At 37.1% G+C, this 20,408-nt stretch carries 19 protein-coding genes, 1 rRNA gene and 4 pseudogenes; 17 read left to right on the top strand and 7 right to left on the bottom strand.

The genetic code is table 11. The annotated features are described in order from the left end of the window. Position 1 precedes the first annotated feature (1 nt). The 3 genes and pseudogenes from ACQKNS_RS26720 (at position 2) to ACQKNS_RS26710 (ending at position 3,028) form a co-directional block, all read left to right on the top strand. Positions 2–874, top strand: coding sequence for a carbon-nitrogen hydrolase (locus ACQKNS_RS26720; protein WP_427646200.1), 873 nt, complete (start codon positions 2–4; stop codon positions 872–874). 221 nt (positions 875–1,095) lie between these two features. Beyond that, on the top strand, positions 1,096–1,227 hold the full coding sequence (locus tag ACQKNS_RS26715) for a hypothetical protein (protein WP_427646198.1): 132 nt from the start codon (positions 1,096–1,098) through the stop codon (positions 1,225–1,227). A gap of 838 nt (positions 1,228–2,065) precedes the next feature. Continuing rightward, positions 2,066–3,028: pseudogene (locus ACQKNS_RS26710) on the top strand (asparaginase). Between the two features lie 719 nt (positions 3,029–3,747). Here ACQKNS_RS26710 and ACQKNS_RS26705 read toward each other — a convergent pair. From ACQKNS_RS26705 to ACQKNS_RS26685, 5 genes and pseudogenes are all read right to left on the bottom strand, one after another. Beyond that, positions 3,748–4,059, bottom strand: coding sequence for a hypothetical protein (locus ACQKNS_RS26705; RefSeq protein WP_427646197.1), 312 nt, complete (start codon positions 4,057–4,059; stop codon positions 3,748–3,750). 72 nt (positions 4,060–4,131) lie between these two features. Further along, positions 4,132–5,235, bottom strand: coding sequence for a spore germination protein (locus ACQKNS_RS26700; protein WP_427646195.1), 1,104 nt, complete (start codon positions 5,233–5,235; stop codon positions 4,132–4,134). 27 nt (positions 5,236–5,262) lie between these two features. After that, positions 5,263–5,616, bottom strand: coding sequence for a spore germination protein (locus ACQKNS_RS26695; protein WP_427646240.1), 354 nt, complete (start codon positions 5,614–5,616; stop codon positions 5,263–5,265). Next, positions 5,585–5,822 (bottom strand): annotated as a pseudogene (locus ACQKNS_RS26690) (spore germination protein); the annotation flags it as partial. The gene ACQKNS_RS26695 and the pseudogene ACQKNS_RS26690, both read right to left, overlap by 32 nt. 205 nt (positions 5,823–6,027) lie before the next feature. After that, the gene (locus tag ACQKNS_RS26685) at positions 6,028–6,198 is read right to left on the bottom strand and encodes a hypothetical protein (RefSeq protein ID WP_427646193.1); all 171 of its coding nucleotides are present in this window, start codon (positions 6,196–6,198) and stop codon (positions 6,028–6,030) included. Positions 6,199–6,845: 647 nt separating this feature from the next. Between ACQKNS_RS26685 and ACQKNS_RS26680 the strand changes: the two genes are divergently transcribed. The 3 genes and pseudogenes from ACQKNS_RS26680 (at position 6,846) to ACQKNS_RS26670 (ending at position 9,707) form a co-directional block, all read left to right on the top strand. Beyond that, positions 6,846–7,112, top strand: a complete 267-nt coding sequence (locus ACQKNS_RS26680) for a hypothetical protein (RefSeq protein ID WP_427646191.1) — start codon at positions 6,846–6,848, stop codon at positions 7,110–7,112. Between the two features lie 52 nt (positions 7,113–7,164). Next, positions 7,165–7,615 (top strand): annotated as a pseudogene (locus tag ACQKNS_RS26675) (IS110 family transposase); the annotation flags it as partial. Between the two features lie 556 nt (positions 7,616–8,171). After that, complete coding sequence (locus ACQKNS_RS26670; protein WP_427646189.1) at positions 8,172–9,707, top strand: APC family permease; 1,536 nt, start codon at positions 8,172–8,174, stop codon at positions 9,705–9,707. 396 nt (positions 9,708–10,103) lie between these two features. On the opposite strand, the gene ACQKNS_RS26665 is transcribed toward ACQKNS_RS26670, so the two are convergent. After that, complete coding sequence (locus tag ACQKNS_RS26665) at positions 10,104–10,343, bottom strand: helix-turn-helix domain-containing protein (RefSeq protein ID WP_427646187.1); 240 nt, start codon at positions 10,341–10,343, stop codon at positions 10,104–10,106. A gap of 340 nt (positions 10,344–10,683) precedes the next feature. Between ACQKNS_RS26665 and ACQKNS_RS26660 the strand changes: the two genes are divergently transcribed. Together ACQKNS_RS26660 and ACQKNS_RS26655 are read left to right on the top strand one after the other, a co-directional pair. Beyond that, on the top strand, positions 10,684–11,316 hold the full coding sequence (locus ACQKNS_RS26660) for a type 1 glutamine amidotransferase family protein (RefSeq protein ID WP_427646185.1): 633 nt from the start codon (positions 10,684–10,686) through the stop codon (positions 11,314–11,316). Between the two features lie 84 nt (positions 11,317–11,400). After that, positions 11,401–11,814, top strand: a pseudogene (locus ACQKNS_RS26655) (transposase); the annotation flags it as partial. Between the two features lie 475 nt (positions 11,815–12,289). Here the strand turns inward: ACQKNS_RS26655 and ACQKNS_RS26650 are convergent. Then, on the bottom strand, positions 12,290–13,768 hold the full coding sequence (locus ACQKNS_RS26650; RefSeq protein WP_427646184.1) for a PLP-dependent aminotransferase family protein: 1,479 nt from the start codon (positions 13,766–13,768) through the stop codon (positions 12,290–12,292). Positions 13,769–13,874: 106 nt separating this feature from the next. On the opposite strand from ACQKNS_RS26650, the gene ACQKNS_RS26645 reads away from it, so the two are divergent. The 9 genes from ACQKNS_RS26645 to ACQKNS_RS26605 all read left to right on the top strand — a co-directional run. Beyond that, entirely contained in the window at positions 13,875–14,657 is a 783-nt protein-coding gene (locus ACQKNS_RS26645) for a PhzF family phenazine biosynthesis protein (RefSeq protein ID WP_427646182.1), read from the top strand. 71 nt (positions 14,658–14,728) lie between these two features. Continuing rightward, the gene (locus ACQKNS_RS26640) at positions 14,729–16,000 is read left to right on the top strand and encodes an MFS transporter (protein WP_427646181.1); all 1,272 of its coding nucleotides are present in this window, start codon (positions 14,729–14,731) and stop codon (positions 15,998–16,000) included. Positions 16,001–16,022: 22 nt separating this feature from the next. Further along, positions 16,023–16,409 (top strand): LysE family translocator, encoded by a 387-nt coding sequence (locus tag ACQKNS_RS26635; RefSeq protein ID WP_427646180.1) that lies wholly within the window; start codon positions 16,023–16,025, stop codon positions 16,407–16,409. 14 nt (positions 16,410–16,423) lie between these two features. Continuing rightward, a complete protein-coding gene (locus ACQKNS_RS26630; RefSeq protein ID WP_427646178.1) occupies positions 16,424–16,663 on the top strand; it encodes a LysE family translocator in 240 nt (79 codons plus the stop codon). A gap of 264 nt (positions 16,664–16,927) precedes the next feature. Further along, the gene (locus ACQKNS_RS26625) at positions 16,928–17,347 is read left to right on the top strand and encodes a VOC family protein (protein ID WP_427646176.1); all 420 of its coding nucleotides are present in this window, start codon (positions 16,928–16,930) and stop codon (positions 17,345–17,347) included. 657 nt (positions 17,348–18,004) lie between these two features. Continuing rightward, positions 18,005–18,433, top strand: a complete 429-nt coding sequence (locus ACQKNS_RS26620) for an SRPBCC family protein (RefSeq protein ID WP_427646174.1) — start codon at positions 18,005–18,007, stop codon at positions 18,431–18,433. A gap of 7 nt (positions 18,434–18,440) precedes the next feature. Beyond that, positions 18,441–18,902, top strand: coding sequence for an SRPBCC family protein (locus ACQKNS_RS26615; RefSeq protein WP_427646172.1), 462 nt, complete (start codon positions 18,441–18,443; stop codon positions 18,900–18,902). 213 nt (positions 18,903–19,115) lie between these two features. Next, on the top strand, positions 19,116–19,187 hold the full coding sequence (locus ACQKNS_RS26610) for a hypothetical protein (RefSeq protein ID WP_427646239.1): 72 nt from the start codon (positions 19,116–19,118) through the stop codon (positions 19,185–19,187). A 1,154-nt stretch (positions 19,188–20,341) separates the two neighbouring features. Further along, positions 20,342–20,408 (top strand): 16S ribosomal RNA (locus ACQKNS_RS26605); the annotation flags it as partial.

The following is a 20,408-nucleotide window of genomic DNA, read 5'->3' as shown; positions in this document are numbered from 1 at the left end:
AATGAACGAAAAAGTAACGATTGGATTGGTTCAATTAAAATGCGGTGAAGATATTGCAGCAAATGTAGAATATACCACAGAAAAAATTAAAGAAGCGGCAGCAAAAGGGGCTCAGATTATTTGTCTGCAGGAGCTTTTCAACGCCCAGTATTGCGGGCAGAGTGTTGACGTCAATCTATATGACACCGCAGAACCTATAGATAGCCCAACTCTCGTAGCCATGAGTGAGCTAGCTAAAAAATTAGAGGTGGTATTGATTGTACCGTTCTATGAAAAGGCAGGACGGGGTGTATATTTCAACAGTACAGCTGTTTATGATGCTGATGGTACCTATCTTGGTACTACCCGTAAAAATCATATTCCACACGCCCCGCAATATGAAGAAAAGTACTATTTCACCCCAGGAAACACAGGATATCCGGTCTATGAAACACGATATGGAAAAATCGGGATTGGGATTTGCTGGGATGAGTGGTTTCCAGAAGTAGCCCGAATTTTGGCTCTTCAAGGAGCGGAGATCATGTTCTATCCGTCCGCTATTGGTTCAGATTATGATAATCCTCAACTCTCATTGCGACCAGCGTGGGAAAAAGCGATTTCTGCTCACGGTATTTCAAATGGTGTTTTTATAGCTGCAAGTAATCGTGTGGGCCGAGAAAAAGATATGACATTCTTTGGTGGAAGCTTTGTAAGTAACCCTTTAGGCGATATCTTGCAATCACTAGATGATCAAGAAGGAATATTAATTCAGAAAGTCAATTTGAAAGAAATTGATTTTGCACGTAATTTGCTTCAGTTTTTACGTGATCGACGCACGGATACCTATGACCTTTTGTTGCAACAGGAAGCTTTTCAAATTAATAAAAGATATTAGGAAGCGCTATACTGTGCCATCAGCCTGGCCAACGGCACAGTATACGGACTAGCGTATGTGGTGTGATCACACAAGGATTTTTGTGCTGGGTTAACCCGGATAAACCTGTTTTAAAATTTCAAGACATTTGCAATTAATCTCTAAATCTTGGCATACTGATACTACTAAATTAAAATGCTTCGTTAACTCAATAAGTAAACGCTCCATTAGGATAAACAATGATGGGGAATCTGTTCATTGCTTTTTACTGCACTTATGCGATCATGTGGGGACTTGCAACATGGTTACCGACCTATTTGGTCAAAGTTCGCGGTCTTGATTTAATTTCACTCGGCTGGCTACATCGCTGTTAATTATCTAAGGGAACATATGATTCCGGAGGCCAGAGTGCATTATGCATTTACTGATTCAGGCGGGAATGCCCCGAATGTCGTCCAATCCCATGCTGAGGTTGTTTATTCGATCCGTTCTCCTAAATGTCGCAATTGAAGGATCTTTAGGACAGGGTGTACGATATTGCAAGAGGTGCAGCCTTGATGACAGAAACAACGATAGAAGTCGAGTTTGAAGGTGGTTATTCGAACTTAGTGCCTAATACCACCCTGGCAGAGGTTATGTACAAAAACTTAACAGCTGTCGGTGTTCCGCATTAAGACGAGTTTGACCAGAAGTTTGCTAAAGAAATTCAGACTACCCTTTCTCAGGCAGATCTTGATGCTGCTTTTGCAGCAATGGATAAAGAGACGGCCATAAAATTAAAAGGGAAATCCATGTTGGATGTGCTTCCTCCTCTTAGCGAGGAGGAAGCTACGATGATGGGTTTCCACTGATGTTGGTGATGTCAGTTGGGTGGTGCCAACGATGCAATGTATGACGGAGTGTTGGGCGCTTGGGAGGAGAAACTTACGTTTCGCCAATCCCTGAAGATTTGATGCCACCTCACAAAACACCCGTTCACGGCTAAGAGATGGAAGTCCCGGCCTATCCTCTTTGGTTAACAGAAATTCAGGTAAAATCAGTTTATGTTGATGCGTTTTGAAGCTCTCGTATTTGGCGCGGAGGCGTAAAATTCAAAGAAGAAATAGTCAAGTTGACTTAGCAGTAAGGGTTTTACGATATACAAGGTTAACAGTGGCTTGAAAAACTTGTATTTATACGTTGAATATATAATGAAAGGTTGGAGCATAAAGAATGAAAAAGGTAGCCTTAATTACAACAGGTGGAACGATAGCAAGCAAAAAAGTTGAAAGTGGATTGCTACGGTGCACAGAAATGACAGGTGAAGAGCTTGCCTCATTATGTGATTTGCCTTCCGATATAGAAATTGAAATTTATAATTTATTTCAACTTTCGAGTATGAACATGACATTTGATACACTGATTCAGCTTAAAAACAAAATTGAAGAAGTGTTCCAAGATAAATCAGTTAATGGAGTTGTTGTTACTCATGGTACTGACACCATAGAGGAGACTTCTTACTTTTTAGACTTAACAGTTACTGATAAACGACCAGTGGTTGTAACTGGGGCACAAAGGTCTTTAGAGGATTTCGGATCGTACGTAAACACGAATTTACGCAATGCGATGTTTGTAGCCATTGATGAAAGATCAGAAGACGTAGGGACAGTAGCTGTAATTAACGAACGGATTTGGTCTGCTCGATATGTTAAAAAAGTTCATGCTTCAAATTTGCAAGGATTTGCAGCATTTGGATATGGCTACTTTGAGTTCATCGATAATGACGTTGTAAATATTTACCATAAACCAATGATAAGAGAGTGTTAAAAATTGGACACAAATTATCCCCTGTAGATATTATAAAATGTTATATCGATGCAGATAGAAAATTTATAAGGGCTGCTGTTGAAAGTGGAGTTAAAGGAATCGTCCTAGAAGGTGTTGGAAGAGGACAAGTTTCGCCTTTAATGGTAGGTGAAATTTCTGAAGCAATTGCAAGTGGAGTAAAGATGATAGTAATCACAAGTTCTGAGGAAGGCCAAGTGCATACTTTACGATGATAGAGGAAGTACATTTGATCTGTACACGAGAGGGGTTATTCTAGGTAGAGATTATGACAGTAAAAAGGCAAGAGTTAAACTTGCAGTATTGCTGTCTGCCAAAGAAAAAGACATAGCTAACAAATTAAAAATATAAAGAGAATTAGTAAGGATTTTTTAAAATTTCGGACATGTTAATTAAAAATATAAAAGTTAAAGCTTGTTATTTTTATATATTAAATAACGATATTTCATGATCTTGTATGAAGAAAACCTTGTCTTGAATTAATAAGTACTTCTTCGGCTTTCTTGATTTCATAGAGTTGTCTAAGCTGGTTAACTGTATTATCTTGATATGTATTGTACTAAGCAAAAGCATAATTGATTCTCCATTTCTAAATTCGGGTGTAGAGTCAGGGTACACTAAAATTTCGGAAATTTTGTACGCTAAAGCAAAATACGACACGCTAAAAGCCAAATAGGGGTACGGAAACGATTCGAGGAATGAGGGAAAACATATGAAAAAATATCCAATTGTTATGACTTATCCTTTTCTATTTCCATTACCTTTTGATAAAACGCTGCCTGACTTACCACTGTAATTTTTTCAAAATGGGGTTTGTGTAGCAATGGAACCAAATCACGCAATAAGCAAAGCGGACATTATTTTTTTAAATAAGCGGCATAGGAGGCAAATCCTCGTTGTTCGATAGGAATTTTCTACATACCAACCAGACGAAACGCTGGAATTTCCCCTGCAGTCTTTGTTTCGAGTGTGTTGCTTTCCCTTCCTTTACTGATGAGCACAAGACAGCTTGGTCTAAAATTATTATCACGAAGATTAAGATCAAGTAATTGTTCCAAACCATAAGATTTTTAAAGCTCTTCACTGATAACAATCACTTTCATATGGTGAGCGGTTAAAGGTTGTTCACTTCTTAATGATAATTCATGAGTCATTTGAAGGACGGAATCTCCCGTTTGAGAAACATTAACATAAGATTGTTTTTGTAGTCCGGCTTGTTTCGTTGTTGAACTTGCTACTTGTGGAGTTATAAATTGATTGGTTGCAGTAATCAGGTCCTTTTTTGAATAACCATCCCCTTGTTCATTTAACTTTTTCTCGATGAAGGGCTGCTTGCCTTTATCGAATGCCAAACCTATACAAACTTTGCTCTTCAATTTCATGACTGCTCCAACATCCTGTAAGGGATAAGAAATAAAGAATGGACAGGGAAACAAGAGAGGAACCGTACTTTGTTATGTGTTTGCTTCATAATTTTTCTTCTTTACTCTTGAGATAATAAGTAGAAGCGGAGGCAGTAAGCCAAATAAAAACAATGCAACATTGCTATACATATCCCCAAATTTAAATAGATCATTAATATTTTTGGGGGTCATGGAAATGATGTAAATAAGAGGTAGTAAGCCATACATAAATGGATGAATGTTCTTTTTCGAAAGTTGAGCCAGCCCTAAAGCAGCTGCGTAATAGCTGATGGTAAAGGTAGTAAACATCTGCATAACCCATATCACGAGCAACAAAGATTCAAACCGTTCAAAAATCAAACCAGAGACTTCAAAACTTCGTATAAGATCAAGCGTCGGCCATGTTCTCGTGACCACTCCATCAATAGATAATGCCCCGATAACCATTACGATCGTTATCACGTAAAAAATCAATGGAATGGAAACTCCAACAATAACAGCTTTTACTGCTTTTTTTGGCTGATTCATAAACGGAAGAAGCAGTAACATGATTTCTGGCCCTGAAAAAGCGAGAGCCGTTGTTTTTACTCCTTTAAGTACTGGGATAGTTCCTTCTCCTAATACCGGACGCAGATTATCGATTTCAAATATTTTAAAGCTCATAAAGACGACTACTAAAAAAAGGAAAATTGTAATAGGTAATATAATTTCAAACAGACGGGCAATCGGGTTGATACCGCCAATGATTAGATAGAGACCTACCCACATAAATATCATCATAATTGCCCAGATAGGCGTTCCTTCCAGTAACAAATAATCTACTACTTCCGCCATTGAACGGAGTTGAAACCCGGTAGTTACAAGAAAATAACATATTATAAGTAAACTAAGTAATACGCCCATCCATTTTCCTACAATTTCATGGCTGTATTGATAAAAGGTTTTTTCGGGAAACTGTTGGCCTAATTTGACCATAATCACCCCTGCCATCATCGCGATCAGCCCGCCTAAAATAACGCTTATCCATCCATCTGGTGTATGTACCTTCTCAGAAGTTGTTCTGGGCAGGGTGAGGATTCCTGAACCGAGTATAAAGTTGATGACGATAACTGCCGCTTGTGGCGTGGTAATTCGATCTTTTGGACTGAGAATCATCTCTTGTCCACTTCCTTTCGTAGTAAGCTATCCTTTGCGTATCGAATCTTTCGTCTGCATCATTTTTGGACGACGTTTCATTATCATAAGGGGCAGGCGAACCATAAAGTCTTTCCAATCACTTAAGCGATAAGGAAGGGCTGGACTCACATAAGGTACACCAAAGCTCTTTAATTTCACCAAATGACTGATCATGAAAAGAAAGAATAGAATGACCCCGTATAATCCTAATAGGGCAGCGCAAAGCATGGCGACGAAACGGAGAATACGTAACGCAATCCCTGCATTATATTGCGGAATGGCAAACGATGAAATAGCAGTTAACGCTACTATAATCACTAAAATAGGGCTAACAAACCCTGCCTGTACAGCAAGCTTCACCAATGATTAATCCACCGACAATTCCCATTGCTGGACCAATTGGCTTAGGCAAAGGTAGTCCGGCTTCCCTCAAAATTTCGATTGATACTTCCATAAATAATGCTTCGATAAGTGCTGGAAACCGAACCCTGGACCTCGTTCCTATAATGGAAATGGCTAACTGGATGAAACGAGATAAATGCAATATATAAAGCTGGAGTAAAAAGAGCCAGAAAGGCTGCTATATATCGAAATAAACGGATGAATGTCTTTTTAAATGCTTCCTTTGACGTAAGGTAGTTCTGGTTTATATTTTGCTGAAAAATCTACCATTAATGATTTCATAATATTTATACCAATGAGCTCTCTGTCTGATAGTCCTTCTACAAAAACAATGGCAGCTTGAATACCAGTACTTCCTATAACAAACTCTCAAAAATGCACATCCCAATTATGACCAATTTCGTGTTTAATTGCTTCTATATTTAAGACTGGGTCGTCTGTAAACTGATCTGTTGAATCTTGAGATTTAGATTCTTTTTTATCTTCATTTTTAGTATCTTGTTTTTCTATTTTTTGAACCTTTGATTTCCATCTTCTCATTCTCATTACTCTCCCTCTGATGTACGGATCCAATTAAACAATCGTGAGATAACATACGGAATAAAAAATGTAATAAAAACTTGCAGGTCTGGAAGGTAGGAAACTATCGTTTGCCACATTTTCATCACCCTATTCATGCCCCATATCAACAGCTAACATCAGGAGCAAAAACTGTTATTATTTATTTAATAAAAAAGTTCATAGTCTTTCTGATAACATTATCGCCATGTTTGAAAATTTTAAACTAATGGGAATTATGTAATCACTTCCGGCGGGTGTCAGCTAACCAGTACAATGAATGTCTACTAAAATGTCTCTTCTTTTAACTCTGGAATAGCTACAGAGTAAGCTAGATTCTTGTCTATTGTTATCACGCGAGTTTCGGAAAGAAAATTGGAGTCTTTTTTTTATACAAACTAACCCGTTCGTAAAAGTACACTTTTACGAACGGGTATTTTTTTGATAAAATCCTCTTATTTTAACGTTCGTTAAAGTTTTAAAACACTTTACGAACGTTCTTTGTTTTACATGCACTTTTACGAACTCTTTTAATAAAATGAGAGAGAAAAGTAGATGGAGGAGTGAAAAAATGGGTGTCCTTTTTAAATTCCGGAAGGAAAAGGCACAGAGATTAAGGAGTACACAAAATGGAAATTCAGATTGAGGTTCAATTGTTTGCGAACGGTGCTAAGTTTTTACAGTCTGGTAGTTGTTCAGTAATAACAACTGACTTTAGAAAAGAACCGAAATGGACTGCTGCTGTATCAGCTTATGAGTGGATACAAAAGATAAAAGGCTCTGTTCGCTATCCAGGCGACTTTCAAATTGTTAGTGTTGTTTACGACGGAGAGAATGACATTACAAATTTAGTAAGAAAGGTACGCCTTATAATAAAAGATGATTTACCTTTTTAAAATTAATCAACTAAAAATATAATTTAGGAATCTCTTTAGAGGTTCTTTTTTGTACCAGGGACACCTTTCTGATTTGGAAGATCGTATAGTGGCCCTGGCAAATGAAATGGAAGAATATAAGATCATCCAATCGATTCCCGGTATAGGAGAAAAAATCGCAGCCACGATTATCTCTGAAATTGGTGAAATCAATCGGTTTAATCATCCGAAAAAACTGGTTGCCTTCGCTGGAGTAGATCCAAGTGTTCACTCTTCGGGTAAGTTTACGGCAACCATTAATCGTATTACAAAAAGAGGTTCGAGCAGGCTACGTCATTCTCTGTATCTTGCCGTACTATGCGGCATAAGAAGTTCAAGGAACAAAAAGCTTAAAGAATTTCTATGATAAGAAAAAATCAGAAGGAAAACCGGCCAAAGTGTCAATAGTTGCCTGTATGAATAAGTTGCTACATTGGATTTACGCTCTATTAAAGAGAAAAGATACGTTCCTAGATTTAACCTAATTAACGGTTTTGTGAAACAGAGAAAAATCCTTCCAAAAGGGTTTTGGAGGGTTTATTTGGCATGGTCAAAAATAGTATATCATAAGGGAAATGAAAATTTTAGAGAAAGATATTGACATCCTATTAGCTGGTTTAGTTGAAAAAGAATTACACATTAAAGACCAAAAACACTTGGGTATCCAAGTGTTTTTTATGCTAATTATATTGTTATTTAATCTGCTATTTAACTTGCCAATTCGTATGTTATTTACTTTGTTATTTGGCTTCTTCTCCACGTTATCTGAACTACTTATTAAAAAGCTAGGGTTCTGCCCAACAGTTTTACGTTCCTATGAAGTTATGAATAAATTATGCATTAATGATTAAAAAGTAATAACAGAAGGAAGTTATTTGGCATTAAAATTATTTCAGAGTTAAATACAAAATATCAAAATTGAATTTTAGTTGTAAAATTCACCTCTATCAAAGTGTAATTAACTGAATATTTATAATATTTTTTATATTGGCGCAGCAATTGCATATAAGAATATATCTACCATTTTAAGGAGGCTCAAATATGCAAGAAAATCTGAATAAAAAAATTGGAGGTTCTGCGTCAGAACATTATGACAGCGATGCTGCACAACTGGCATCGCTTGGATATGAATCTGAATTTCGCCGCGACATGAGTCCGTGGGCAAACTTTTCGCTAGGGTTCACTTATCTTTCACCTGTAGTAGGTGTGTACTCACTATTTGCATACGCACTTGCGCAAGGTGGCCCACCTATGATTTGGAGTTTTTTCATCGTTGGACTCGGACAATTACTAGTCGCACTTGTCTTCAGTGAGATTGTTGCACAATACCCTGTTGCAGGAGGAGTTTATCCTTGGGCACGAAGACTATGGGGGCGGAAGTGGGCGTGGATGACTGGCTGGGTTTACTTAATGGCCTTGCTTGTGACGATTGCCAGCGTCGCGTACGGAGCTGGACCTTATCTAGCACAAGTTTTGGGTTTTGAAGTATCGGTGGACTCCGCGATTCTTTGTGCAGTAGTCCTTCTTGCACTATCGACTATCATCAATTTTCTTGGCACAAAGGTTCTCGCAGCTGCAGCAGTTATTGGTTTTGCTGCTGAACTTATCGGTGCGCTTGTTGTTGGATTTTGGTTGCTTATCACACAAAGGGTACACGGTCTTGATGTGCTCTTTGATTCTTTTGGTGCTCAAGGTAGTCATAGCTACATGTATGCATTTGCAGCAGCTGGATTAATTGGAATTTTTCAATATTATGGGTTCGAAGCTTGTGGTGATGTTGCTGAAGAAGTACCGAATCCAGGTGTTCTTATCCCAAAGGCAATGCGTCGGACCATTTACATTGGCGGTGCTGCAGCAACTTTTGTTTGCCTTGCTTTAGTACTATCAGTTGCTGATATCCCAGCAGTTATCGCTGGTAAGGACGTAACGCCTGTTGATACCTTACTAAACGATGCATTTGGTGCTGTTGGCGCGAAGATTGTACTGGGTATTGTGTTGATTTCTTTCCTTTCATGTGTAATGAGTTTACAAGCGGCAGCAAGCAGACTTGCCTATTCGTATGGCCGTGATGACATGATTGTAGGAAGCCGAGTGTTAAAGAAATTTTCGGCTGCTCGTCACATTCCACCTTATGCGCTGCTTCTTGCCGCAATTGTCCCAGCCCTCATTGTGCTTGGATCAAAAGTGTCTACAGATGCGCTCACAAAGGTAATTAGTTTTGCGGCATTTGGCATTTATCTTGGATTTCAAATGGTTGTCTTTGCTGCACTTCGAGCTAGATTAAAAGGATGGAAGGCAAGTGGTAAGTATCAATTGGGCAAGTGGGGACTGCCCGTCAATATTGGTGCGCTTGTCTACGGAATCATCGCAATGATCAACATGTGTTGGCCAAGAACGCCAGATGCACCTTGGTATGATAACTATATCGTGCTCATTTCAGGAGTCATAGTTGTAGGTATTGGTATACTGTATATGATGATTCATCGTAGCTACGGACATAGCAATGTGCCGTATAATGTTGCGATACCGAAAAAATATATCTCTCATAAAAACAAGCGCAATGACAAGTCAATGTAGGTTTGTTACTAACTCATATTAGCGACTCTAAAGGGTTTTCCTTCTTCACTTTTTTATTCGGTAAAAATCTCTTAAACTTTGATTACCAGAAATTATATTTTCACTCTTTTTTTTCATGCATCCGGTAAACTAGACTGGACACTCACATATTAATACAGAAGGGTTCGAGATCTTTTAAATATTCTCGAATCCTTCTGCTTATGTTCAATTATTCTATCAACGCAGACTTACATTTTACTAATTTTTTATTCATCCCCATCCGTCCTTCCATTGGCGAAAGTTAATGGACGTAATCGGTTTTTCTTTTCCGGTCATTTCACTATCCATATAATCGGATTCCTTTGATCATTGCGTAGAAGGTTACAACAGGGATTATCAATGCAGTCGTAAAAGGTATCATTCCTTATCCCTCCATTTATCCAATTCTTCATCATTCACGTTAATGGCAAAACTTCTGCCTTCCTCTTTCAAATACCCTTCATTTACTAATTCCACCATCATGGCATGAACCTTATTATTCCCTAAACCTATCAATCTTGCTAACTCATTTACTCGGAGCTCAGCAGTGTTTGCGATCCAGCGTTTCAGCTGGTCAATTGGTTCTTCTTCTTTGACCTCTTGAATTTCACCCTCCACAACAACCCCGTCAAACAGATGAATAAGCTTATCAAAGATATCCTCCTCCTCTTCCTTATTCAGTGTTAATACTGGGGCTTGGAATCGTTCAAATTCATTCTTACTGCCCTCAATCTTAGCGATACGGTCACAAAGTAACGGGTGCTTACTTCATTATCAGGAGATGATCAGCAGCTCCTTTTATTATGGAACTAAAGGGGCAGGATAGTTCCATAAGAAATTGACTATTGGTTAATTGTGGCATATAATTGCATTAAAGGGAACGTATGTTCTTTTTTTGTGGGGTAGCTTTTGATGTGGAAAAAATAAACTATGAAAATTATGATTGGAGTGTTAGTAGATGAAAATAAAAAAAGTTTATCTATATGTATTTAATACAATGTCAGACTGGGAATATGGATATTTAATTGCTGAACTAAATTCAGGAAGATATTTCAAAAAAGATATAGCACCTTTAAAAGTAATTACAGTAGGAGCGAATAAAGAAATTATTACTACGATGGGGGGACTGAGTATAAAACCAGATATTTCTCTTGATGAATGTAACTTTGATAGTAAAGATCTTGTAATTCTACCTGGAGGGAATACTTGGGGAGAAGCTATTCATCAACCTATCTTGAAAAAAATTGGCGAGGCTTTAAAGCTTGGCACTATTGTTGCTGCTATTTGTGGTGCTACTGAGGGACTAGCGAATATGGGATATCTAGATTCTAGAAAGCATACTAGCAATAGCTTAGAGTATATTAAAATGGTCTGTCCTAATTATAAAGGAGAAAATTTTTATGAGATGGTACCTGTAGTAACGGGTGAAAATTTGGTTACTGCATCAGGAGTAGCTCCTTTGGAATTTGCGATGGAAGTACTGAAAAGATTAGATGTATTTGCACCAGATACATTACACTCGTGGTATAACCTAAATAAGACTCACAAACCTGAATACTTCTTCCAACTATTGAACTCAATAAATAAGTGATTTTAAAAATCAACTTGGCAGTTTTATTTTACTTGAAATAACCTCTATACTTTATGCGATGCCAAAGTATAGTTTTAGTACATACTGGCTTCAGTTCCTGGATTAGGAGATGCAACCATTGTTGATTTGCTTTCAGAAGTTGGAAGCTTTTCACTTTATGAAAATCCACGCCAATTGATTAAACTAGCGGGATTAACATTACGGTAAAACTCATCTGGTCAACATAAGGGACAAAAACATATCTCCAAACGAGGAAGAAAGCGACTTAGATATATTCTTTTCAAAGTAATAGTACCACTCATTCGTCACAACGAGGGGTTTAAACAGCTTCATGAATATTACACAAAACGCCAACAAAACCCCTTACGCGGAAAGCAATCGATGGTGGTACTCTGTGGTAAATTGTTGAAAGTATTGCATGGTATTTGTAAAAAGAAAGTCCATTTTAATAAGCAGAGTATGATGAAGGATCTCTACTGCCTCTCAGAGGCAGCGTAAGCATTTCTAACTATCGATTTATAACAAGAAGGATGACACGGAGAAGCCAGCAACATTACTAAACTAAGACCAAGAGTCCCCGGGGCAGCTTAGCAGGCCTCTGCCTTAAGAATAGACCGAACGAAGGAATGTAAGCGCAAATGACGCTAAGAGACATGGGAGGGTACGTCATCATAAGTTTCGCAGAGATCTATTGTGCATCACATAGTGAAGGAAATAGCTAATGATTTCCATTAGTTTTAGCGAAGCGTACCCTCAATTTAGTAATAAAAACCAGAATTTCAATACTCTGTTTAAAAGTAGGATGAAAAAATAATTCCCCTAATACACCGAGTGGTGCAAACCGTTGATACATCAATGTTCATAGAGGGAGTTTTATTGAAGAAGGATTAGAAATTATCTAGAACAAAAATACCCCATTTCAATGGGGTATTTTTGTTATTTTTATCCAGGGGCTTTTACTTAGGAGGTCTATTTAAAAATATGGCGAACTGTCTTGTTTAATTTTTGAGTCTATTGCCAATTGAAGGATGTTACAAATGGTTTTTACACCCTGTTCTAATTGTTGCTCATTCATATATGAGAAACTTATTCGTAGATGATGATTTTCCTGGTCTGTAGGATAGCAAGCTGACCCAGGTAAAAAAGTGATTTGTTCTTTCTTTGCTTCTAATAAGAGATGATCCGTATTAAGCCAGGAAGGTAGAGTGAGCCATACGTTTAATCCTCCTTTTGGGATGAACCATGAAACTTCTTCAGGTGAATGTTGTGAAAGAATTTCGAGAACAAGATCGCGCCGTATCTTTAGAGCTGTTCTTAATTTTTTTAGATGATCTATCATTCTTTTTGAAGTAATAAATGGAATAATGGCTTTCTGAGTAAGTAAAGGACTTCCTAAGTCGGTATTAGCCTTTGCAGCTAAAAGACGTTTGAAGATAGAACCAGAAGCAGCTAATATTCCAATTCTACAACCTGGAGCTAAGACTTTGCTTAAACCTTTCAAGTAAATGACATGACCGTCTTTGTCCAGACTTTTCATTGATGCAGGAGGCTTTCTTTCAAAATAGATTTCACTACATGGATCATCCTCTATCACTATACACTGAGTATTTTTAGCAATCTCAAGAATTTGTCTGCGGCGTTTTGTGGGCATTATTGCACCTGTTGGATTGTGAAACGTAGGGACCGTATAGATGATTTTTGGTTTATATTTATCACATAAATTCTGAAGTAAATCGACTCTCATCCCATCGCTGTCAACAGGAACGGTAAGAATGGTCGCACTTCTCCCTCGAAATACATCAATAGCTCCTGGGTAAGTAGGAGCTTCCATGACTACTACATCACCAGGTCCAACAAAAGTACGAGCAATGAGGTCAATTCCTTGTTGTGAACCACTTGTTACTAAAATATTATCAGGTGAAGTTGTAAGGTCCATCCTTTGTAAATATTCAACCATTGCCTGCCTAAGCGCTTTATCTCCTTGGATCTCTCCATACTGTGAAAGAACTTTTGGGTTTTCAGAAAGCATCCTGTGAATTTCTTGCTCTAAGTAGCGATTAGGTAGAAGTCCTGGATCTATCATAGAAGATGAAAGATGAATTTTTTCAGGGACTTGATGAAAACGAGCAAATTGAGACCTTGGTAAATAATCTTGAACGGAAAGTTGCCAATCGTATGAACTGGTTCGTTCTTTTCTTTCTGTTTCTTCCATTTTTGTCTTTCTTATAAACGTTCCTTTCCCTTGTACAGACGTGATAAATCCCTCTTGTTCTAGCTTTTGATAAGCCTTTACTACAGTAACTAAACTTACCCCAAGCTGTTTTGAGAGCTCGCGTACAGAAGGTAATTGTAAATTTTCTTCTAAGAGATTAGAACGGATATGATCGAGAATGGAATGGTATATTTGCTTCGTTATTGAAATGTCAGCATTGCGTTGAATCTCAATGTGCATGACCTTATCTCCTTTAAGTGTTATACATGGGTGTGGAGTGTTATATACAAATAGATGTAAACTATCTATAAATTGTTAAACATATTATAACACTGGAGGAATTGAGATGAAATATTTTGTAGTTGACGCTTTTGCAGAAAAGGTTTTTGAAGGAAATCCAGCAGGAGTATGTATCATGAATGATTGGATTTCAGATGAACTCATGCAGAAAATAGCCATTGAAAATAACCTGTCGGAAACAGCATTTGCAGTAAAAGATGGCACACATTATGGACTGAGATGGTTTACACCTGGAGGAGAAATTAACCTTTGTGGGCACGCGACGTTAGCAACAGCATTTATCATTCTTAATTATTATGAGATGAAATTAGATAGCGTTAAGTTCAGCACAATTAGTGGAGAGTTGACCGTAAATAAGCAAGATGATTTATATGAACTGGATTTCCCTTCTGTTCCTTCAGAACAGATTTCTGTTACAGAGCTAATGATCAGCGCTTTGGGGATCATGCCAAAGGAAACATTTTTGAATAGAGATCTAGTTTTCGTATTAGAGTCCGAGGAAGAAGTCAGAAACGTAAGCCCTGACTTTGCAAAATTAGAAAAATTGCCAGAAGGCTTGGGTGTTTGCGTTACGGCGCAAGGAAGCGAATTCGATTTTGTTTCCAGAGCGTTTTTTCCTAAGTTAAAAGTAAACGAAGATCCCGTAACAGGTTCCTTACATTGTAGCTTAATTCCGTTCTGGGCAAATAGACTAGAAAAAAAGGAAATGGTGGCTAGACAATTATCAAGTAGAGGAGGAACGCTTTACTGTAAACATGAGGATACTCGAGTAAAGATGGCTGGAAGAGCAGTTCTATATTCAGTAGCCGATTTATATATTGAGATTTAATAACGAAAACATTAACCACTGTTTTTGTAACTCTACAATATATTTGGTTTTAATAAATAAGGGGTGAGGGCTTGAAACATATTCATTATAGCTGGGTTATTTTATTTATTGCGTTTTTTTCTATTGTAACTGCAGGTATTATACGTTCCTCATCTGGAGTCTTCATCGTTCCTTTTGAAGATGAATTTGGATGGGATCGGTCAACGATTTCATTTGCTTTTGCAATTAGTCTTCTTCTATACGGTATATCAGGTCCATTTATGGCTGCTTTAATAGAGGTAGTTGGTTTAAAGAAAATGATGATAATAGCAATGGTAACATTATTGATGGGTATCCTGCTCACCTTTTTTATGGTGAAGCCCTGGCAGTTAGTTTTGATTTGGGGAATCATTATCGGTTTGGGTTCTGGTTTGTTCTTAACTGTGCTAAGCCCTTATATTGCAAATCAATGGTTTGTAAAAAGAAGAGGACTTGCGCTAGGTATATTAACTGCAAGTACAGCTACAGGGCAATTAATTCTCTTACCATTATTAGCGGTGATTGTAGAAACCCATTCCTGGAAATGGGCTATGGTCCTTATTCTTTGTCTTAGTCTCATTATGCTAGGTTTTATCTTATTATTTATGAGAAATTCACCTCTGGAAGTGGGTCTTCTTCCATACGGACAAGAAATGCCTTCAACTGTATATCAGGTAGAACAAAAGAAAAATCCTATAACGATTGCCTTTCAAACTTTACTTGAAGCTGTAAAAGTAAAGGAATTTTGGTTACTAGCAGGAAGCTTCTTTATATGTGGTCTTTCCACTAGTGGACTGATTGGTACACATTTTATTTCTTACTGTATTGGCTTTGGTTTTACTGCTGTAACGGCAGCTTCCATGCTCTCATTAATGGGTGTGTTTGATTTAGTTGGAACAACTCTTTCTGGTTGGTTGTCTGATCGGTTCGATAATCGTTGGCTGTTGTTTTGGTATTACAGTTTAAGAGGAGCTTCACTTATGTTTCTCCCATTTGCGCTTTCTGATGGGTCCTATATTTTTCTAATAATATTCTCTGTGTTTTATGGGTTAGATTGGATTGCTACTGTACCACCAACTATTAACATTTCAAGACAGATCTTTGGAATGGAGAAAAGTGTTATCGTGTACGGTTGGCTCTTTGCATCCCATCAATTAGGTTCAGCTGTAGCAGCAGGTGGCGCAGGGTTCATATATAAGATATTCAATTCATATTCATGGGCATTTGCTTTAGCAGGAATGTTTTGTGTACTAGCAAGTCTATTTGTGATAGTCATAAAAAAACAACGCGTTAAAGTTGAGATTCAATCCCATGTAGCTAATTAAGAATGGAAGGAGATTTGCTTGTATGTCACATTATTATATGTTTATTTTTGTATCCCTTATTATCATTACGACTCCAGGGCCTGACTTTATTTTGATTACTAAAAATGCACTTACAATTAATAGACATGCAGGTCGTGTGACTTCATATGGAGTTGTGACAGGACATATTATTTATGCAACAGCCTCTATCCTTGGGTTCACTGCCATTATTGCAAATTCTATAGTGCTTTTTGAAGTCATCAAATATACTGGAGGTGTTTATCTTCTTTATCTAGGAATTAATGCAATCCATTCTAGTATAAAGAATAAAGAAAAAGAAAACACAGAAATTCAATCGAATTTAGAGGCTGAATTACAAGTTGCTCAAAAAAAACTTCTAATTTCCAAGGATTATCAAGTACACTTCTAAATCCTAAAGCCATTATGTTTTATATTTCTTTTCTTCCACAGTTTATTAATTTACAAGGAAATATAATTCTGCAGTCAGTGATACTCGCAGGGCTTTTTATAATAACTGTTTTATTGTGGTTTACTTTATATCTTTACATTCTTACTTACATTAGTTCGTGCTTTAAAAAACCTTCTGTAGAAGGAATCTTTAACCGAGTTTCTGGTATTGCACTAATTTATTTAGGAATAAAGTTAGCACTTGGAAAAAATTAATTTTAGATTATTGTTTCAATCTTAGTTATAAGTAAGGATGATATTGGTACTTTTCACTAACTGGGGACATAAATCTAAAATGAAGAATATGTGAATTTTTTCACTTAAACTAAGATCGGATCTGTCTCTAAGGCAGCTCTTTTCTTATGGAACTATCGGGGCAGGATAGTTGTATATGTAAAAGGGGAATTATGGATAATTAAAAGGGGAAAAATATATTAGTGGAGAAGGAGTTTATTAAAGTAATTAAAGGAGGCGAACAGGGTGAATAAAAAATTATTAAGGGTAGGAACTATTTATATCCCAGTTTCAAATGTAGAACTTTCTTCTGAATGGTATGTAAACAAATTGGGGGCAGAGTTAAGCTATAAAGACGAAGACAAAGCAATTCTTAATTTTGCGAACCAAAGTGTTTTCCTTGTTAAATCTAATGAAAATCAAAGCTCAAATTTCTATGATATTTACGGTGTTGAGCGTTTTTCTATAACTTTTGAAGTTAATGGAATAAATGCTTTAGAAGCTATACATGAAGATTTTAGCGATAAACAGATTAGAGTTGGTGCAATTGAAAATAGAGGACATTCTGGAAGGAATTTCATTTTCTTTGATTTAGATGGTAATAAATTTGATGTATGGAGTGAATTAAGTCCAATTTTCAAAGAAAAATACCTTATCTCTAAATAGAGAAGACTATTTTCTTGTTGAGCTCTCATGAAAAATAAAAAAACTCAAGATTCAGTAAAAACCACAACAAATAGACCAAGTAAAAACGCTTGTTAAAAAAAGGCTGAGCCTTATGAGTGATCTGATTGAGTTTGGTAGATCGTTAAACAAAAACCTCCAATCATAGCAAATTAAGTAGAGGCTAGCGCGAGACCAAAAAAGATTAATCTCCCGTGAGTGCTATCCATAAAGGGCGCGACAGTCGGTGGTACACCGTGGTCGTCGGAGTCAGACTAACGGATGGGCTCAAAGGCACCATAGTTCAACGACCTTCTTTGCCAGCCATTAAAACATTATCGACATAGGGACCAATTTTCATGCTCTGTGGTGAAGCGCTGATTTTTTCGCTTCATGGATGGCTAACGGGTGCTATAGATCAATAAGCGTGTCGGATTGAGTTGCATTCCATAACAATATTAATCTTTAACAATAGGGCGCAATTGTAAAGTAACTTTTAATCAGCATTAAGATAATTTAACGGGCTTCTTCCCACATTGCAAGGAACTAGCAGTCCTGAATCTTTTAATACATCGATACGTAAATAATCACCAAAGAGATCGGAATAAAGCTCAATCTTAGAGGTAACTATAAAACTAAAAGAAGAAAAGAGGCTGAATGATGATTATCATGCCACATCAAATTATGATCAACGCGTCTCCTGAGAAAGTATACGAAGCTATTACCACAACAGAAGGATTTAAGGGTTGGTGGACAACAGATGCTAGGGCTGATCCTCAAGTAGGAAGCATTGCTGAATTTGGCTTTTACAATCGTCAAGCTGTATTCCAAATGCATATTGATCAATTAGTACCAGGTAGGCTGGTAGAATGGACGGCTCAGCATAATATGCCAGGATGGAAAGGTACCAAAATTCGTTTCGAGTTGAATTCTAATGAAAACGGAGCAACGATAGTCAACTTTAATCATTCAGGATGGGAGTCTATGGAGGGTCCATATGCGATGATTAATACAACTTGGGGTACACTTATGTACTTTCTGAAGCAATATGTGGAAGGCAACAACCCAGATGCATGGCATCAGGGATAATTATGATATGGTTAACGTTTTAACGGATATAAAAATAAAATGTACCCGTAACAGAGTTGCAGAGTATGCTGCAAACCCTGATAATGCTCCAGAATGGTATGTAAATATCGATTCGGCAGAATGGCAAACTCAAAAACCTTTATCAATCGGTTCTCGAATCGCATTCAAAGCACAATTTTTAGGACGACAACTTGCGTACATTTACGAAATCGTAGAATTTATTCCAGAACAAAAACTTGTAATGAGAACAGCTAATGGACCTTTCCCAATGGAAACAACCTACACATGGGAAACTATTGACAACAATTTAACAAGAATGACATTGCAAAACAAAGGTATTCCAATTGGATTTTCAAAGTTACTTACTCCGTTAATGTCTTTATTGATGAAAAGAGCAAACAAAAAAGACCTGAAAAAAATAAAAGATATATTAGAAAAACGATCACAAAGCCAAAGGAGTATAACTTAATAATAAAAGGAGAATCTTATCTAATGCTGAGTTCGGTGTTCAATGTGTATTCGCAGTGAGCTTAGCCAAGAAGGACGTTATGTGTAACGGAAACACAAAAAAAGAGAGAGATTAAGACACATGAAGAATTGAAAAGCAATCCGACGGGGAATATGAACGAAGTTTTTAATAGAGCGGAACAGTGGAAATCTCGATTTAGTTGGCAGCTTAGGTTTGAAAAGGACGAGAATTCTTATTCTTGTAATCATAATTGGCTTTATTATTGTATCACTCTTTTTCAACTAACAGGTGCAATAGTTCTTTAAAGAGCTGTGACTGTAGTGAAAACAAAAAGTTAGACACTTTATTTACTTGGGCAGCCTTGAAGGCATGAACCTGGTAATCTACCGGGCTCATGCCTTTAATTTTACTGCAATGCGTAGAGATTTGTATAGAAAGTATTTTTAAAGGACCAGAGGTCCTTTTTATTTTGTTATTAATAAACATAGGGGCAGGTTAGTTCATTTTTATAAAATAATCAAGAAGATTAAAAAAATATGTTGTTCGAAAAAGGCGAGGGTATAGATATTGCCTTCCCCTTTGTGTTGACAGATAAATTTGTATGATTGTATTGTTTATAATGTAATCGATTTTGTATCTCAAAACAGTTAGAGATTGAATTGGTGCGGTTTTGAGTGGATCAATTACTCTATGTACTCAAATTCATGTCCCCTAATGTACTTATCTTTGTGTCTTCGTACAGGTGAGGTCCCGAATTTACCTCCTGGGAATATACATACATGGGGACCTCCCCCAAGTAGATAGCCCACCCGTCCCCCTGTACGGTTTCTAGCTGTATGGGGTTTTTCTTTTTATATTAATTGGCATAGATTCCTTATTCGGAAATATATATATAGTCCTTTGTATGGAAAAACGTAGCCCCTCTACAGTTAATACTGTATGGGGGATATTTTTTGTATAGAGAGTAACAGAATCTTCACTGTGGACATATAATGTAGTCCTTTTATTAGTTTGTTTTATAATCCCCCAATGGTACTAAAGAGTTCTCGGTATCGGGGGCTTTTTTCATTTGGCCTGGCCTTTTCCCCAGGTGAATAGACGGCTATAGGGAAGCTTGGCCACGTTACTTTTAACAGCAGGCAAACATCGCTCACAATACCAATCAATATAAAGTGTTATTAGAGATTCTTATTTTACGGATTATATGTTGACACTAAAGAAAAATAGAAGTATGATAATAAAGTCGCCTAATTAAGGAGCGATTTAACAATTAGAAATACTTCGTAGAAGTTGACAACTGTTCAAACGTTATGTTAAGATGATTAAGTTGAAAAAAACATCAACAATTGCTCTTTGAAAACTGAACAAAACAAAGCGCCAACGTTTAATTTTAAGTGAGCACACACTATCAAAAAAAGCAAATGAGCAAGTCAAACATTTCTTCGGAGAGTTTGATCCTGGCTCAGGACGAACGCTGGCGGCGTGCCTAATACATGCAAGTCGAGC

Source organism: Peribacillus sp. NPDC094092, assembly GCF_050279365.1.
GTDB lineage: Bacteria > Bacillota > Bacilli > Bacillales > DSM-1321 > Peribacillus.
Note: the sequence above shows the minus strand (reverse complement) of the source record. Positions and strands in the feature narration are given on the sequence as shown.

Bases quoted from the DNA above. Each gene is read 5' to 3' on its own strand.
- ACQKNS_RS26720 (WP_427646200.1), top strand. From the start codon at position 2: ATGAACGAAAAAGTAACGATTGGATTGGTTCAATTAAAATGCGGTGAA.
- ACQKNS_RS26715 (WP_427646198.1), top strand. From the start codon at position 1,096: ATGGGGAATCTGTTCATTGCTTTTTACTGCACTTATGCGATCATGTGG.
- ACQKNS_RS26705 (WP_427646197.1), bottom strand. From the start codon at position 4,059: ATGAAATTGAAGAGCAAAGTTTGTATAGGTTTGGCATTCGATAAAGGC.
- ACQKNS_RS26700 (WP_427646195.1), bottom strand. From the start codon at position 5,235: ATGATTCTCAGTCCAAAAGATCGAATTACCACGCCACAAGCGGCAGTT.
- ACQKNS_RS26685 (WP_427646193.1), bottom strand. From the start codon at position 6,198: ATGAGAAGATGGAAATCAAAGGTTCAAAAAATAGAAAAACAAGATACT.
- ACQKNS_RS26680 (WP_427646191.1), top strand. From the start codon at position 6,846: ATGGAAATTCAGATTGAGGTTCAATTGTTTGCGAACGGTGCTAAGTTT.
- ACQKNS_RS26670 (WP_427646189.1), top strand. From the start codon at position 8,172: ATGCAAGAAAATCTGAATAAAAAAATTGGAGGTTCTGCGTCAGAACAT.
- ACQKNS_RS26660 (WP_427646185.1), top strand. From the start codon at position 10,684: ATGAAAATAAAAAAAGTTTATCTATATGTATTTAATACAATGTCAGAC.
- ACQKNS_RS26650 (WP_427646184.1), bottom strand. From the start codon at position 13,768: ATGCACATTGAGATTCAACGCAATGCTGACATTTCAATAACGAAGCAA.
- ACQKNS_RS26645 (WP_427646182.1), top strand. From the start codon at position 13,875: ATGAAATATTTTGTAGTTGACGCTTTTGCAGAAAAGGTTTTTGAAGGA.
- ACQKNS_RS26635 (WP_427646180.1), top strand. From the start codon at position 16,023: ATGTCACATTATTATATGTTTATTTTTGTATCCCTTATTATCATTACG.
- ACQKNS_RS26630 (WP_427646178.1), top strand. From the start codon at position 16,424: ATGTTTTATATTTCTTTTCTTCCACAGTTTATTAATTTACAAGGAAAT.
- ACQKNS_RS26620 (WP_427646174.1), top strand. From the start codon at position 18,005: ATGATTATCATGCCACATCAAATTATGATCAACGCGTCTCCTGAGAAA.
- ACQKNS_RS26615 (WP_427646172.1), top strand. From the start codon at position 18,441: ATGGTTAACGTTTTAACGGATATAAAAATAAAATGTACCCGTAACAGA.